Genomic DNA, 15,019 nt, shown 5'->3' on the forward strand with positions numbered 1-15,019 from the left:
CAAATTATAGTGGACTTAGGAGGAAGCTTATGAACTCAACTATCGAAACGATTTTAAATCATAGAAGCATTCGAAAGTTTAAAGATACGAAGCTGACAAACGAACAGCTTCGCACGATCTTACAATCCGCCCAGCAGGCGTCAACTTCAAGCTATATGATGGCTTACACAATAATTGGAATAACTGATGAAGAGAAAAAGGCAGCCCTGGCAGAAATCAGCGGTCAGCCATATGTAAAAGATAACGGGCATTTACTCGTTTTTTGTGCTGATCTTCACCGGCCGACACACACGTCCGAAAACTTCGAAGAGATGAAAGAGAATCTAGGAAATAGCGAACACTTTCTCGCATCTGCAATAGATGCGGCGCTTGCTGCGCAAAATGCGGCCATTGCAGCTGAATCACTTGGTCTTGGGATCTGTTATTTAGGAAGCTTGCGCAATAACCTGGCCAAAGTGGACGAGCTACTTGCCCTGCCACAGCACGTGATCCCGTTATTTGGAATGGCGATTGGCGAACCGGCCCACCAGCCCGAGCGAAAGCCGCGCCTTCCCCTTGAAGCTGTTTACTTTGAAAACGAATATAAGAAGCATGAGAAAGCTGTTGAAGCATTTGACAAAGAAATCGCAGATTACTATCAATCCCGTTCTTCAAACAGCCGCGCGGACACATGGACAGAGCAGATGCACAGAAGATTTTCAAAGACCATTCGTATGGACGTCACCGATCTTGTTCAGAAAAAAGGGTACAACAAACGCTGAGGAGTGAGAAGGACGATGCAGCTTAAGAATGTGGCAAAGCAAATTGAAAATGCAGAACATATCGTGGTTCTTACAGGAGCCGGTGTATCGACTGCCAGCGGCATCCCAGACTTCCGTTCAAGCGAAGGGGTATGGACTGAAGACCGTTCCCGAGAAGAATACATGTCCAATCACTATTTTTCTGCAAACCCAGAAGACTTTTGGAAAAAGTATAAGGACATTTTTAGGATCAAGCTGTTACAGCAATATGAACCTAATGAAGTCCACAAATTTATTCAGGAATTAGAAGCAGTTAAGAAAAAAGTATCTGTCATCACCCAGAATGTCGACGGCCTTCATGAAAAAGCCGGAAGCAGCTCCATTATTGAATATCACGGTTCTCTTGATAAAGCCGACTGTCCAAGCTGCGGACGTTCTTATGATATCGAATACGTTTTACAACATGAGGTTCCTTCGTGCATCGACTGCTCCTCCCCAATCAAGCCAAATGTCGTACTTTTTGGCGATTTGATAACAGAACACGATGCAGCCGAAGCAGCGATTGACCGTGCGGAATTACTACTGGTTCTTGGGACTTCCCTTCAAGTAACACCATTTAACTTTCTGCCGGAATACGCCGTAAGCCGTGACATTTACTCTGTTCTCATTAATAATGAACCGACTATTAAAGACTACCTTTTTGATGAGGTAATCCTGGGAGATTTATCAGCCGTCGTCAAAGATTTAAAAAGCCGTATAGCCCGCTGAAATACGTTTAGCATTTTCAGAAGATTAACCGAAAATAATCCCGGGTACACAGAGGAGTAGTTGGAGGTGTATATGATGGAAAAAGTTAAAATAAGTTCGACCGGTTTAAACGCAAGCCGCATTGGTCTTGGGACATGGGCCATCGGCGGCTGGAAATGGGGCGGAACCGATGAAAAACAGTCGTTGAAAACGATTCACGCTGCCATCGATCAGGGCATTAATTTTATAGATACCGCACCTGTTTACGGATTTGGCCGCTCGGAGGAAATTGTCGGTAAAGCAGTGGAACAGTCCGGAAAGCGGGAAGATTTGATATTAGCTACTAAGTCAGCGCTCGACTGGAAAGGTGAACAGCCTTTTCGAAACGGCACGAAAGAAAGAATTCATAAAGAGGTTGAGGATTCCTTAACGAGGCTTAAAACTGATTATATCGACGTTTATCAAGTCCACTGGCCGGATCCTATAACTCCGCTTCATGAAACTGCAGAAGCATTAAACTATTTATATAATCAAGGCAAAATCCGCGCCATTGGGGTAAGCAATTTTTCCCCGGAGCAAATGGACAGCTTCCGCGAAGCAGCACCGCTTCATACCGTTCAGCCACCCTATAATTTGTTCGAACGCGAAGCCGAAAATGACGTGCTGCCCTATTCTCAGAAACATGAACTGACTTCCATTACCTACGGAGCGTTATGCCGCGGGTTATTATCCGGTAAAATGACAGCGGACCGCTCGTTTAACGATGACGATCTGCGAAAAGATGATCCGAAGTTCCAGCAGCCGCGAATTGATCAATATTTAGCAGCTGTGAAAGAGCTTGATGAGCTGGCACAGGATAAGTTTGATAAGGGTGTAATCCATTTAGCCATTCGATGGGTGCTTCAGCAGCCAGGATCAGGCATTGCTTTAATGGGGGGCAGACGTCCGGAGCAGCTCAACGCTGTAAAGGAGGTTCACGATTTTGAAATCGATGAGGAGTCGATGAAAGAAATTGATGAAATTTTAGCTAGAAATGTGAGAGAACCCGTAGGACCGGATTTTATGGCACCCCCTGATAAACAGTCTTTGGGAATTTAATTGTAAGAACCGGGTGCATAAAAGAAGCCCGGTTCTTATTTTTTTGCTACACTATAAAAAGCAGAATCTGACTGGGAGGAATACAAAGTGGATATTTTAGTGTGGATTCTTATTATTCTTTTATTTATTGCAAGCTTTGCTAGTTTGATATTTCCGATCATACCGGGCGCCCTCGTGCTTTGGCTCGGATTTTTAGCGTATCATTTTATACTCGACCATACAGAATTAACGATCTTCTTTTGGGGAGTTATGATTATTCTAACCCTCTCTCTTTTTGTCGCAGATGTAATAGCGAACAGTTATTGGGTAAAAAAATACGGTGGCAGCAAATGGGGAGAGCGGTCAGCCGCCATTGGCGTGATTGTCGGATCATTCCTCATTCCGCCTTTTGGCATCATCATCATTCCTTTTATGATTGTTCTTTCCGTTGAATTGTTCCAAAAACGCTCACCGGATAAAGCTCTGCTGGCAGCAGTTGGCTCACTTCTCGGCTTTTTAAGCGGAACGGCTGCTAAAATAATTATCCAGCTGTTTATGATCATCTGGTTCTTAGTCGAAGTTTTGGCTTAAATAGTAAACAGCCCGATAACAAAAAAAGGACTGTCCTAAAAGACTTTATAACGTTAGTAATCCCCCGGATAAAATAAATGCTCCGGGGGATTTTTTTATAGCAGGAAGTGGTTTCAGCCATTTGTTGATCATAAGGCTCGGCCGGTCATCCGCGAAAAAGCGAGTTGTTTTCCCGCCTTTCTAATAAAAATTAAGAATTAAATTATGTTACGCCAGTCCTTTTTATTATTCTCTTCCCATTCCTTTTAGGAACTGCATAAGCATCGTAATACTTCGGTTGATTTCCGGATCTTTTAAAGCTTTAGCCATATCAAATACTGAGGTTTTATCATGAACGTCCGCTTCGTTCATCTGCTTCACTCCTTCGTTTAATCTTGAAGTGACTTCCCTGATGGATTTTACATCAAGCTCGACTAAAAGGAAGAAAAGCTGTGGCAGATTCTCCAGCAAAGGACTATATGTCTCTTTGCTGATTTCATTTACAAAGTAACCAAGCGCCTTCTTTTTAGAGCGGGAAACGGCCTGAAGGGTGTTCAAAGTCCCGCCTTCCTCGAGCGCTTTTAGCAGGTCAATTCCTTTTATGATTGCGTCTTTATTCTCTGCGAGAGCCTGCTTCACTTCCTGATAATCTTTTTCCAACTGTTCCTCTTTAGAGACTTCCAGCCTTTTAATATTCGTTATCGCTTTACCCATCTTTTCTCACCTGATCTCCTGGGAATTCGTAATCATCTCTCTGCCATTTTCCTTCAACAAATACACCAGCCTGCGGGACTGGGTTCCCTCTTCGGTGGTTGTTCGGAGGGATAGGAGACTTCCCTTCTTTTTTAACGACCTCCATGCGGACGGCGACTTCTTTAAACGCCGGGGTATTGGTATCCTTATCAACCCGGTTATCTGTCAATAAGTTAACGGCGGATTTCCCGTCAGCACTCATCGGTATGAACAGTTCTTTGCCTCTTACTCTATCAGAAACGTTTACTGTTCCATCGGCCTCACCAGCTTCTGAAATTAACTTAATTTTAGCACCTTCGCTAATTCCTCGTTCTTTAGCAAGTTCTTTAGAAACTTCGACAAATGGATAAGGAGTTTTTCTTTTAATTCCCTCCACTTTGTAGGTCATATTTCCTTCGTGGAAGTGCTCAAGCAGACGACCATTGTTTACGTGCAAATCGTATTCTTCAGACGTATCATATTCAAGTTCAAACTCCAGCGGGAAGAATTTGGCCTTCCCATCTTTAAAAGGAAATCCATCTACAAACAGCAGCGGCGTATCGGTTCCATCTTCAGCAACCGGCCATTGAAGGGACTCATAGCCTTCTAGTCTTTCATACGTAACACCCGCAAATAATGGCGTCAGCTCTGCAGCTTCCTTCATGATTTCTCCAGGGTGACGATAATTCCAGCCAGCTCCCATTTCCTGGGCAATTAACTGAATGATCTCCCAGTCCGGCTTCGTTCCAGGAAGCGGGTCAAGCGCTCTATAAAGCCTTTGAAAACGCCGTTCCGTATTAGTAAACGTTCCTTCCTTCTCTAAAGCCGGAGAAGCCGGAAGCACAACATCTGCAAATTGAGCAGTTCTTGTTAAAAATAAATCCTGAACGACAAAGAACTCAAGTTTTGCCAGGGCGTCTGTAACATAATTAATATTGGCATCTACAATTCCTGTATCTTCGCCTTTCACATACATAGCACTCAAGTTGCCCGCATGAATGGCTTCAATCATCTGGTGATTATCTTTACCGGGCTCTTTTGGAATCGTACAGTTCCAGGCTTTTTCAAAACGTGCCCTGACTTCATCATCCGTTGTTTCCTGATATCCGGGAAAGAAGTTCGGCATGCTTCCGAAGTCACTGCAGCCCTGCACATTGTTATGCCCGCGAAGCGGATAGGCCCCTGTTCCTTCTCGCCGGTAGTTGCCTGTAACTAATAAAAGATTTGAGATAGCGGTGCTTGTATCACTTCCGCGCATATGCTGCGTGACACCCATGGCCCAGCAGATCGCAACTTTATCCGAATTGGCGATCTCTTCAGCGACTTCAATGAGTTCTTTTTTAGGAACTCCTGTCATTTGCTCCGCATATTCCATCGTAAATGGTTCGAGGCTTTCTCTATACTCTTCAAATCCATTGACCCATTCGTCAATAAATTTTCTATCTTCAAGGCCGTGATCCAAAATATATTTAGTTACAGCCGAAAGCCAGACGAGGTCTGTTCCTGGTTTCGGCTGATAAAAACGATCAGCTCTTTTCGCCATTTCATGTTTTCTTAAGTCAAACACAAACAATTTTTGGCCATAGAGCTTCTGAGCACGTTTAATTCTCCCTGCGAGTACCGGATGAGATTCTGCTGTATTTGTCCCGATTCCGATCACTAAGTTGGCTTTGGCAAGATCATCGATTGAACCCGAATCCCCTCCATGTCCGACAGTACGGAATAACCCTTTTGTAGCCGGCGACTGACAGTACCTTGAGCAGTTATCCACATTATTAGTGCCAATCACCTGTCTTGAAAGCTTCTGCATTAAATAAGATTCTTCATTCGTTGCCTTGGATGAAGAAATAAAACCTAAATCATCGGCTCCGCGTTTTTCTTTTATTTCACTAAAGCGCTTCGCGACGTAGGAAATAGCTTCATCCCACTCGACTTCTTCGAAGGAATCTCCACGTCTGATCAATGGCTTTGTTAAGCGCTCTTCACTATTGACGTAGTCCCAGCCAAACTTTCCTTTTACGCAAGTAGCGATTCCATTGGCCGGAGATTCAGGCTGTGGGTCGATTTTCAAAATTTTACGGTCTTTTGTCCACACGTCAAATGAGCAGCCTACGCCGCAGTACGTACAGACGGTCTTCGTTTTCTTAATGCGGCTTTCCCTCATGGAAGCTTCGGTATCTGAGACCGCGAATAACGGTCCATAGCCTGTCTCCACTTTTTTCGTAAGTTCTATCATGTTTTTCAGGATCCCTGGTTCCTGATCCGTAATAAACCCGGCTTCCCCTTCCATTCCTTTTTCCATCATCGCATTACAAGGACAGACTGTGGAACACTGGCCGCAGTTTACGCAGGATGACAAATCAATTGGTACATCATTATCCCAAATTACTCTAGGCTGTTCTCTTTCCCAGTCAATCGTCAGTGTTTCATTAACCATAACATCCTGACACGCTTCAACACAGCGGCCGCAAAGGATACACTGATCCGGATCATAGCGGTAAAAAGAACCGGACTCATCACGGTCATAAGGCTTTTCTTTAAACGGACGGGACTGATGCTCCAGCCCGAATTCAGCCATCGTGTTATGAATTTCACATGTGCCATTATTATAGTCACAGACCGTGCAATACAGCTCATGATTTTCCAAAATTCTATCAAGCGACTCTTTCTGGGCTTTCTGTACATGAGGCAGCTTTGTCTGCACCTTCATTCCTGCTTCCACCGTTAAACCACAGACTCTCTTCAGCTCTCCGTTTACTTGTACAATACATGTGTCACACGTTTCTAAAGTCCCTAATGATTCAGTATAGCAAATTTGCGGTACCCTTTCGTTTGCATCGTTTAGCAAATCGATTAATTTCTGACCTGGATCGGCTAAGTATTCCCTTCCATTGACAGTTACTATGGTATGGTCTCTTTCTAGCATTCATGGACCCCTCCTCTAAAATTACTCATTCGTTCTTAATCTGGATGTGTATATTGTCATCCACCCTCCAGACAAAGCCAATCTCCGTAATGTTCACGGCTTCGGCTGATCCAGGAGCCAGGTCGTTTGGAGCTGACTACGATAAAATAAACCCGATGTTCATCTGCTTTCTCCAATCTTTTTTAGATCCCGGCCTTATTATGAAACGCTTTCATTAATTTCAGGCATTTAGGAGTGCTGATGATCATCTTCGGATTCGTCTGTATAGCTTCATGATGAAAACAAAAAGCCTGACTCGTCCTTCAGCTCAATCCAATCCATCGAATACCGGAATCTGCGTTGGACACTTTTTTACTCGTAGTTATGTATGCAATAGCCTTCTGTGTAAATTTCACGCAGATATAGTTCTCTTTAACCTATAAATGGATAAATAAAACATATAAATACACGATTCTTTACGTGAAATCTGTGTAATTATTAACTTTGATATTAAAAAGGGGAACCTGCTCGCTTTTAAGCGCCCCGCATGACGCGGGGCCTGAACTTCCTTCTCAATAGTGAGCCTTCTCGTTCATGACCTATCTGCGGGGTCCCAGTTCGCCCGTTTAAGCAGAAATTTCACATCCCCCTTCAATAATGGCGTTTCCCAGCACCTACATAAAGCCTGTAACCTTCACTGATTGCAAGCTTTCTATTTACTTCATTTATCGGATGATTTCCATATTTTTATATAGATTAGGTATTTTGCGCCTGTTTTTTTATTCTTATTACGGCAAAACATAATAAAAAGATACCAGCCAGCATCAACTGGACAACACCTCCACCTGCCCCCACCCACCGGGCGTCAAAGTGATCGATAAGCCAGCCGGTAACTAACATAAAAAGTCCCATATTAATATTGACCAATGAATCAAGACAGCCGAAGACTTTTCCCTGATGGTCTACTTTCGTATGCATCATAATCAGAATATCTAAGCATGCATTCGTCACTCCGCCTGCCAGGGAAATCAAGATAAACGCCATCATGGCAATAAGGATAGAGGAAGCCTGACTCGCTAGAATGTGCATCAGCCCTTCTACAAAAATTGTCAGCAGAGCAATCAGCATGAATTTACTTTTTAAAGAACGGGTTACCCAGAAACTGATCACAAGACCCGCTCCTAATGAGCCGTACAGAAGACCGACCCCTAAGTCTCCGAGGTTAAACGTAACGGCACCGTAATAACTAATTAATATATTGACGACACCATCAGTTATCGGAAGCGTAAGCTGGATCGCAATTACCCACCATACGATTTCTTCCAACGAGCGCATCCAGTGAAGGTTCTGTTCATCTTTAGATACAAGTCCTTTTTTATATTCCTGCGTCTCAGGCAGCCTGCTTATGATCACAGCAGCGATCATAAAGGTAAAGCCGTTGATAAGAAACGAAGCGGTATGACCGATATAAAAAGCGACAAGTCCTCCTGTAACAGAACCGATAATAAGCACGATTCCGATCATTACCTGCTCCAATGCATAACTTTTATAAGATCCTTCTTTTCCACGAAAGCCCCGATACTGCTTTTTCGAATCGGTGAATAAAAAGCTTCTCCGCACGCTAATAAAATTACCCCAACATAAATAATCCATAAATCCTCTTTAGATTCGACAAATAAAAATGATAAAGCGACCGGAACCCGAAGGAAATCGGTTAAGATCAGCAGTGTTTTCCGATTCATTTGATCAGCCAGTCTTCCTCCAAGCGGCGCCAGCAGTAAAAATGGGAGCATCCGCATACCCATTACCACTCCTACCGCCAGACCTGATCCCGTAAAGTTCAGGATCAGCGCCAGCACAGCTACCTGACTGAAACGGTCACCAATCCCGCTGATTACTCCGGAGCTGAAAAGAAAATGATATGGATGGTCTTTTCTCATAAATAACGACTCCCCTTTAATTAGATACTCATCTAATTAGTTATGTAAAAAAACAGCTTCGATAAATCGAAGCTTTAAGACCGCTTAACGACAACAGGCCACATTTCTATTGGATTCAGTTCATACTTATTATTTTCCCTGTACATAAACCCCTGCATAATCCACTCTCTTCTTACGGTCGCATAATCATCAAAGAAAGCGAGAATACGTTCATTGACTTCCTGTTCACTGTAAATTCGGCCTTTTTCAAAAACCTGTACGTAATATGAAAGAATCACAAGCTTTTTCTTAAGCTGGCTAGGCAGCTGCTTCAGCTTTCCATCTTTCGTCATAAAGCTGCGCAGAATTTTCTGCTGATCCAGCTCTGACACGTATAATTCTTCCTGCTTCACTTCATCATCTCCTAATCTTAGAATGGCCGTAGCCATAAACTCGAGCTTCTTTTCATCTAAGAAAAAGTATACTGTGTTTTTATCTCTTCTTGAATAAACCATCCCTGTATCCCTCAGCTTCTTTAAGTGATGGGTAATCGTCGGAGCCCGCAAGCCCAGTTTGTATGCAATCGCCTGCCCATGAAGCGGTCCGCTCTTTAAGAGGGAAATAATTCTCAGCCGAGTTGTATCTCCAACGGCCTTATAAAAGCTCACCATTCGGTCTAACTGCATTGTCCTTCACCTCTTTAAATAATAATCTAATTAGATGTTAGTCTAATTATGACTTTCTGTCAAAAGAAAATAAAAAACTCAGAGCGATAATGCTCTGAGTTTCTGCTGTTACTTGTTTTATAAGCTCATAAGAATTACTCTATAAGAAACGGATAAGGAGTGAAGCTGTATGAGCATTGTATTACAGCGTATTTATGAAAAAGATGAGCCCATTAGCGGAAATCGCATTTTAGTGGACCGAGTATGGCCGCGCGGCATATCCAAGGAAAACGCACACCTTGATCAGTGGATGAAAGACATTGCCCCAAGCCCCAGCTTGCGCAAATGGTTTAATCATGACCCCGATAAGTTTGATGAATTTAAACAGGCCTATAAGGATGAGATTCAACAGAACGATGAAAAGCTTTCTTTATTAAAAGAGCTGAAAAAGAAGTCAGATGGTGAACGCTTAATCCTGCTATATGGAGCGAAAGATCAACAACACAATCATGCCGTTGTATTAAAAGAAATGTTAGAAAGCAGCTAAGCTTTCTGCATTTGTTTTAAGAACTCGACGACTTTTAAATCAATATAACCTTTCTTCTGCTCCCGTTCTTCAAAGTTTTCCGTGTGAAGGAAAGTCGTTACTGCTTCATGAAACTCCTGGTCAACGGGTTTCTCTGTTTTTAAATAGCCGAGGCGATGCAGGTCGTAAATCACTTCGTGCTTAAGGTTTCCGGATAATTCAGTGACATCGTTTGGATCCGTTCCCCCAAAGTACAGCTGCTGGAGCTGATAAATACGCTCGAGCTCCTGAATGGGTTCAGGGTGATCATCAACTCTTAAATCAACAAACACGTCACTCAGCCCGCTGTAGCCGCCTTTGTCTTTTACGACGTAAAGAGCGGCAGACTGTTTACCCCGTTTATCACCGCCTGCTTCCTGGGCAGCTTTTAAGCCGTAAAGCAGCCGGTCAGAGAGGGAGCCTTCACATGCTTCAAAAGCTCGGCCCATTTCAGTCACCGTTTCTTTATTCATTAGAATATTTCCCTGCGCTGCGTAATGCCTGCCCGTTATACCTCCTGCCCAATCGTAGCAGCCTTCTCCGGTATAAGTAGCCGCCTGGCCGTTTGCGTCGACAATTCCTACCTGGCGATCGGCATAACCCTCATCTTCTTTTATAAGCCGGTCGACGGTTTCCTTAGCACTTAACCCCTGGCTTAAATATTTCAGTCCGTCCGGTCCATACGCCGGATTAGCGAAAGCCTGGGTAGCAACAGCTCCCACTCCTGCTTTCGCCCATGGCACGACAGACCCTACACCGAGAAACTTTGACTGTACCGCTACTCCAAGCTCTCCCGTTTTTGGGTCGGCTCCTACAATTGAAAAAGTAGCAATGATCTTCTTTTTCATATCCCATTCACTCCCGTTTTATTGCTGCTAGTACGTCGTAAACCAGCTCCACTTCTGAAGATGATAAGTAATATACCTCAGCGTCGTAAGCTGATCCTGATATTCTTCATAATCAGCCGTATAATGGCCGTCTTCATTGTTCCATATTCGTTTAAAATATTCGTCCACTTCCTGAAAAACTTCTTCATCGGCCGGTCCGCTGATTTTCAAATTAGACTCAAGATTTAAGTTAGACAAATTACGACGCGTAAAGTTCGCGGAGCCTGCGATAATCATTCGGTCTTCACCGCTGTCGACATAGAGCATTTTAGTATGGTACTGCTCTTTATTAATGTCATACCATTTGATATTCATATTATCGTGGCCGAGCTTCTGAATTTCAGCAGCAACCGGCAAATTCGGCACTCCTGTTTTTTTGTTGCCAAATGCCATCGTATTAGGGTCCAGTATTATATTTACTTCCGTTCCCCGATCCGCTGCCTTATCTATTAAATCGATGATCTTCCGGTCCGCTAAGTAAAACATGCCGAGCCATATTGTATCCTCTTCTTTTACCTGCTCTAATTCATCGAGAATGGCTTCGTAGATTTTCCCTTCTGTTAAATACTGAGTGTTTATAGGTCCTTCCTCTTCCTTAAACTGCTCAGGGTCATACGTCGGAAACTTGACGTCTTCTTTTGAATACTCGAGTACAGCCTTTTCCGCTATTAACAAATCTTCAAGAATTGGACCAGTCACTTTGAAGGCCACATTTTCATGGAAACTGCTCTCTTCATGCGGGTTGCCTGTTGACACCATACCAGCATTCTCGGTCACTATTACTTTTCGGTGATTTGCTTTAATGTTCAGCAGTTTCAAGTAGGAACGAAGCGTGACATCAGGTGCTTCACTGGCAAATGGATTAGGTATCCAGCCGTTATCACCTGTTCCCATCCAGCTGAAGAATACACGCCAAATGCTGGAGTATAAAGGGTTGGAATCTCTGAGCTGATTTAAGTCTGTCATGACGACATCGATGCCACTGTCTCTGAGCTTCTTAATTTCTTCTGGAACATAAGAGCCATATACCGTATTTACCTGATCCGTAATAAAAAGCACTTCAAGGTCAGGATGTTTCTCCTTCTGTTCAATCAAACGATTCGTAAGCTCGGACGCCAATGGTACAAAATCCCGATCTTCGCTTGTATAAGAATTAAATAAAAACATATCCAGCACGATAAATTCCTTAGCTTCTGAAATCATCTTAAACATTTCATCAAACGTCTCAAGCTCATTTACCGTTTGACCTGCTTCGTTTTCATACGTTAGATCTTTATAAAATTCGATATCATTAACGCTGTGAACTCTGCCTGCGAAATTGGTCCCCTCCGGAAGGCTTTTCCAGGAGGTATGATAAGCTATCACAAATGAAAGAGTGACAGCAATAACGAGCAATAACCAAAACCATTTTTTCCTATAAATATTCTTCAATTTTTTCAACCATGCACCCCCGCTCTCTCATCCATTATAAAGAAGCGGATAGAAAAAAACACCTACAACCCTAGACAATGCCTACGATTGTAAGTGCGTATAAGGTGAAACATACTATTTTGCCGATTTGTAGCGTCTTTCTTTCCCGATTGGTTCAAGTGTCAATCTGCGATTGTTTGAAGCAATCATATATACGGCAAACGTGCTGATAATAGCGACGATGATAGTTCCGATATTAAAGATACCTTTCTCGGCTGTCCATACGATCGAGTAGCCTAAGCCGCCGGCAAAGGTCGCATAGTAAAGAAAAGGCAGAATCGTTTTACGAATGATATCTCCTTCTTTTCCAACTAACCCTACGACCGCACAAGCCGCTACAACATTATGCACACATATCATATTTCCTGCTGCTCCACCGACAGCCTGAAGAGCTACAATCCAGTTCGCACTGACGCCGATTTGGGATCCGACATTGTACTGAAACAAGGAGAACATCATGTTACTGACGGTATTACTTCCGGCTATAAATGCTCCAAGACCGCCTACAAAAGAGGAGAACAATGGCCAGAGGTCTCCTGTTAAGTTTGCAACTCCTGTAGCCAGCTCCATCGGCATGCTCCCATATCCGGCAGTGCCCCCTCCAGAGTTCAAAAACACTTGGACCATTGGCACAGTAAAGATTAAAGCGGCCGACGCCGGAATCATTGTTTTCGCGGAATGAGCCCAGGCACTTTTTAATGATTGGACACTCATTTGGTGAATAACAAACGTAATGAGAGCTACAAGTATAAATACAGAACCCGGTGAATAAAGAGGCTGGAAGCTTGCTGTGATCTCTGTACCAAATATATTGGCCATCTCTATAGTCCAGGCTTGCACCCAATCCAAAAATGGTAACGCTTTCAATCTGGTTAATACTAAAAATAATCCCACTAATAAATATGGAGTCCAGGCTCGCACCATCGACATATGACCGCTTTTATGAGCCACATCTTTGATTTCAATTTTACCTGTCCACGATGGATCCCAGTTTGATTTTTCTTCAAAATCCCAAGCCTGTTCTTTTGGCGGCATTAAGAAGCCTTTTTTTGCTGCCGGCACGACAATGGCAAGTCCTGCCAGGCCGCCGATCATAGATGGGAATTCCGGTCCGAGCAAATTCGCAACAATTACATAAGGAATCGTCATCGCAAGAGCTGCAAACAACGCGAACTTCCAAACTTGAAGTCCTTCACTAAAGGATTTATTTTTACCGAAGAATCTTGTCATCAGCGCTACCACAAACAGCGGAACGAGAGTACCTACGATTGCATGAATAATTGCAACATTCCCGGCAATTGTTGTAGTAAGTGCTAAAAAGTTATCAGTGATCGATGCATCGGCTGACAGCCCTGTCTGTACTCCCACGAGCATTGGTGTTCCTACGGCCCCGAACGAAACGGGAGTACTTTGAATAACCATTCCAGCCACAACGGCAGCCATCGCAGGAAATCCTAAACCGACTAAAAGCGGGACGGCTACAGCAGCAGGCGTTCCAAAGCCAGCGGAACCTTCAATGAATGAACCGAATAACCAGGCAACTATAATAACCTGAATTCTTCTGTCTGGTGATATGCCAATAAAACCTTCGCGGATTGTTTTGATTCCGCCGCTCTCCTGCAGAGTATTTAACAGCAGGATCGCCCCAAATATAATGTAGAGCAGCGTAGCCGCCACAACTAATCCGTTAACGGAAGCAGCCGCGACTGTTGCGCCTGGAATCTGCCAGACAAAGAGTGCCAGCAGAACAGCGACTATGTAAGAAATCGGCATAGCTTTACTCGCTGGCCACCTGAGTCCAACAAGAAAAATTCCAACAGCAACAATCGGCATTAACGACAATATTGCTAAGGTTCCAGTATTCATTTTTCACCCTCCATTTTTGTTTGGTACCAGGTACCGACAGACAGTCATATGGTACCCGGTACCGATACTAATAGGTACCTGTCACCTGGATCAATCACTGCCTGGTACAGCTACAGAAGTCTTCACCAGCTTATTCCTCAGCGTCCCAATTTCATCAATTTTACATTCCACCACATCCTTTTTTTGAACAAAATGGGCACCCAGCGGACTTCCAGTTAGAATACAGTCTCCAGGTTTTAAGGTCATCACTTTGGATAAATAGGAAATCATCTCGGCTAATGGTACGATCATTAGAGAAGTCGGGCTGTTCTGTTTCTCTTCGTCATTTATATTTGCTTTTACGGAAATCTGAGAAGGATCGAGTTCTGTTTCAATACACGGGCCGATCGGCGTAAACGTATCAAAGGATTTCCCTAACGTCCAATGTCCGTCTTCATGGAAAAACTGAGGAGCGGTAATATCGTTCCCGATCGTATAACCAAACACATAATCGAGCACATTTTCTTTCTCTACATTCCTCATCTCTTTCCCTATGACCACCGCAAGCTCCGATTCAAACTTCACTTCATCAATCAAGTCAGGGATCTGAACGTCGGCTTCCGGACCGACTACCGAAGAAGAAGGTTTAAAGAAGAAAACCGGGAGCTCGGGAAGCTTTTCTGGAAGCTCTTCCTCACTGCCTACATAGTTCGCTCCAATTCCAATCACTTTACTCGGTTCGATAGGAGCCAGCAGCTTTGCCTGATTTTCGGGAACGATTTCGCCCGTATACTCCCATTCATTAAAGATATCTCCGGCGATGATGTGAATTCCTTCCTGGCTTAGTTCTCCGTAGTAAGTCGTATTTTCATAGATAAAGCGTACAAGTTTCATAGT

The 15,019-nt window shown here is 43.6% G+C and carries 12 protein-coding genes and 1 pseudogene; 5 read left to right on the top strand and 8 right to left on the bottom strand.

What is annotated here, in order from left to right; translation table 11 throughout:
• The first annotated feature begins 29 nt into the window (after nucleotides 1–29).
• From nfsA to HUS26_RS08090, 4 genes are all read left to right on the top strand, one after another.
• Nucleotides 30–761 (top strand): oxygen-insensitive NADPH nitroreductase, encoded by a 732-nt coding sequence (gene nfsA / locus HUS26_RS08075; RefSeq protein WP_173916668.1) that lies wholly within the window; start codon nucleotides 30–32, stop codon nucleotides 759–761.
• 15 nt (nucleotides 762–776) lie between these two features.
• A complete protein-coding gene (locus HUS26_RS08080) occupies nucleotides 777–1,508 on the top strand; it encodes an NAD-dependent protein deacylase (protein ID WP_173916669.1) in 732 nt (243 codons plus the stop codon).
• A 75-nt stretch (nucleotides 1,509–1,583) separates the two neighbouring features.
• Nucleotides 1,584–2,585, top strand: coding sequence for an aldo/keto reductase (locus HUS26_RS08085; RefSeq protein WP_173916670.1), 1,002 nt, complete (start codon nucleotides 1,584–1,586; stop codon nucleotides 2,583–2,585).
• 87 nt (nucleotides 2,586–2,672) lie between these two features.
• On the top strand, nucleotides 2,673–3,155 hold the full coding sequence (locus HUS26_RS08090; RefSeq protein WP_173916671.1) for a DUF456 domain-containing protein: 483 nt from the start codon (nucleotides 2,673–2,675) through the stop codon (nucleotides 3,153–3,155).
• A gap of 225 nt (nucleotides 3,156–3,380) precedes the next feature.
• Here HUS26_RS08090 and HUS26_RS08095 read toward each other — a convergent pair whose 3' ends face one another.
• The 4 genes and pseudogenes from HUS26_RS08095 to HUS26_RS08115 all read right to left on the bottom strand — a co-directional run bounded on the left by HUS26_RS08095 (nucleotide 3,381) and on the right by HUS26_RS08115 (nucleotide 9,376).
• Nucleotides 3,381–3,848, bottom strand: a complete 468-nt coding sequence (locus tag HUS26_RS08095) for a DUF1641 domain-containing protein (RefSeq protein WP_173916672.1) — start codon at nucleotides 3,846–3,848, stop codon at nucleotides 3,381–3,383.
• Nucleotides 3,841–6,792, bottom strand: coding sequence for a formate dehydrogenase subunit alpha (fdhF, locus tag HUS26_RS08100; protein ID WP_173916673.1), 2,952 nt, complete (start codon nucleotides 6,790–6,792; stop codon nucleotides 3,841–3,843). Before fdhF ends, HUS26_RS08095 begins: the two co-directional genes overlap by 8 nt.
• 735 nt (nucleotides 6,793–7,527) lie before the next feature.
• Nucleotides 7,528–8,711, bottom strand: a pseudogene (locus HUS26_RS19990) (MFS transporter).
• A 74-nt stretch (nucleotides 8,712–8,785) separates the two neighbouring features.
• Entirely contained in the window at nucleotides 8,786–9,376 is a 591-nt protein-coding gene (locus HUS26_RS08115) for a metalloregulator ArsR/SmtB family transcription factor (protein WP_173916676.1), read from the bottom strand.
• 169 nt (nucleotides 9,377–9,545) lie between these two features.
• Here HUS26_RS08115 and HUS26_RS08120 point away from each other — a divergent pair, with 169 nt between their 5' ends.
• Nucleotides 9,546–9,902 (top strand): DUF488 domain-containing protein, encoded by a 357-nt coding sequence (locus HUS26_RS08120; RefSeq protein ID WP_173916677.1) that lies wholly within the window; start codon nucleotides 9,546–9,548, stop codon nucleotides 9,900–9,902.
• Here HUS26_RS08120 and HUS26_RS08125 read toward each other — a convergent pair.
• The 4 genes from HUS26_RS08125 to HUS26_RS08140 form a co-directional block, all read right to left on the bottom strand.
• Entirely contained in the window at nucleotides 9,899–10,768 is an 870-nt protein-coding gene (locus HUS26_RS08125; protein WP_173916678.1) for a DUF1028 domain-containing protein, read from the bottom strand. The two genes, HUS26_RS08120 and HUS26_RS08125, sit on opposite strands and share 4 nt — an antisense overlap.
• A gap of 27 nt (nucleotides 10,769–10,795) precedes the next feature.
• Nucleotides 10,796–12,247: a phospholipase D family protein gene (locus tag HUS26_RS08130; protein ID WP_254434152.1), complete on the bottom strand. Its 1,452-nt coding sequence runs from the start codon at nucleotides 12,245–12,247 to the stop codon at nucleotides 10,796–10,798.
• Nucleotides 12,248–12,352: 105 nt separating this feature from the next.
• The gene (locus HUS26_RS08135) at nucleotides 12,353–14,143 is read right to left on the bottom strand and encodes an L-lactate permease (RefSeq protein ID WP_173916679.1); all 1,791 of its coding nucleotides are present in this window, start codon (nucleotides 14,141–14,143) and stop codon (nucleotides 12,353–12,355) included.
• A 90-nt stretch (nucleotides 14,144–14,233) separates the two neighbouring features.
• Entirely contained in the window at nucleotides 14,234–15,016 is a 783-nt protein-coding gene (locus HUS26_RS08140; RefSeq protein WP_173916680.1) for a fumarylacetoacetate hydrolase family protein, read from the bottom strand.
• Between the last annotated feature and the right edge of the window lie 3 nt (nucleotides 15,017–15,019).

The organism is Halobacillus sp. Marseille-Q1614 (genome assembly GCF_902809865.1).
In the GTDB taxonomy this organism is placed as follows: domain Bacteria; phylum Bacillota; class Bacilli; order Bacillales; family Halobacillaceae; genus Halobacillus_A.

Excerpts from the sequence above, each read along its gene's own strand:
- HUS26_RS08125 (WP_173916678.1), bottom strand. The coding sequence starts at position 10,768 with ATGAAAAAGAAGATCATTGCTACTTTTTCAATTGTAGGAGCCGACCCA.
- HUS26_RS08135 (WP_173916679.1), bottom strand. The coding sequence starts at position 14,143 with ATGAATACTGGAACCTTAGCAATATTGTCGTTAATGCCGATTGTTGCT.
- HUS26_RS08120 (WP_173916677.1), top strand. The coding sequence starts at position 9,546 with ATGAGCATTGTATTACAGCGTATTTATGAAAAAGATGAGCCCATTAGC.
- HUS26_RS08095 (WP_173916672.1), bottom strand. The coding sequence starts at position 3,848 with ATGGGTAAAGCGATAACGAATATTAAAAGGCTGGAAGTCTCTAAAGAG.
- fdhF (WP_173916673.1), bottom strand. The coding sequence starts at position 6,792 with ATGCTAGAAAGAGACCATACCATAGTAACTGTCAATGGAAGGGAATAC.
- HUS26_RS08085 (WP_173916670.1), top strand. The coding sequence starts at position 1,584 with ATGGAAAAAGTTAAAATAAGTTCGACCGGTTTAAACGCAAGCCGCATT.
- HUS26_RS08140 (WP_173916680.1), bottom strand. The coding sequence starts at position 15,016 with ATGAAACTTGTACGCTTTATCTATGAAAATACGACTTACTACGGAGAA.
- HUS26_RS08080 (WP_173916669.1), top strand. The coding sequence starts at position 777 with ATGCAGCTTAAGAATGTGGCAAAGCAAATTGAAAATGCAGAACATATC.
- HUS26_RS08115 (WP_173916676.1), bottom strand. The coding sequence starts at position 9,376 with ATGCAGTTAGACCGAATGGTGAGCTTTTATAAGGCCGTTGGAGATACA.
- nfsA (WP_173916668.1), top strand. The coding sequence starts at position 30 with ATGAACTCAACTATCGAAACGATTTTAAATCATAGAAGCATTCGAAAG.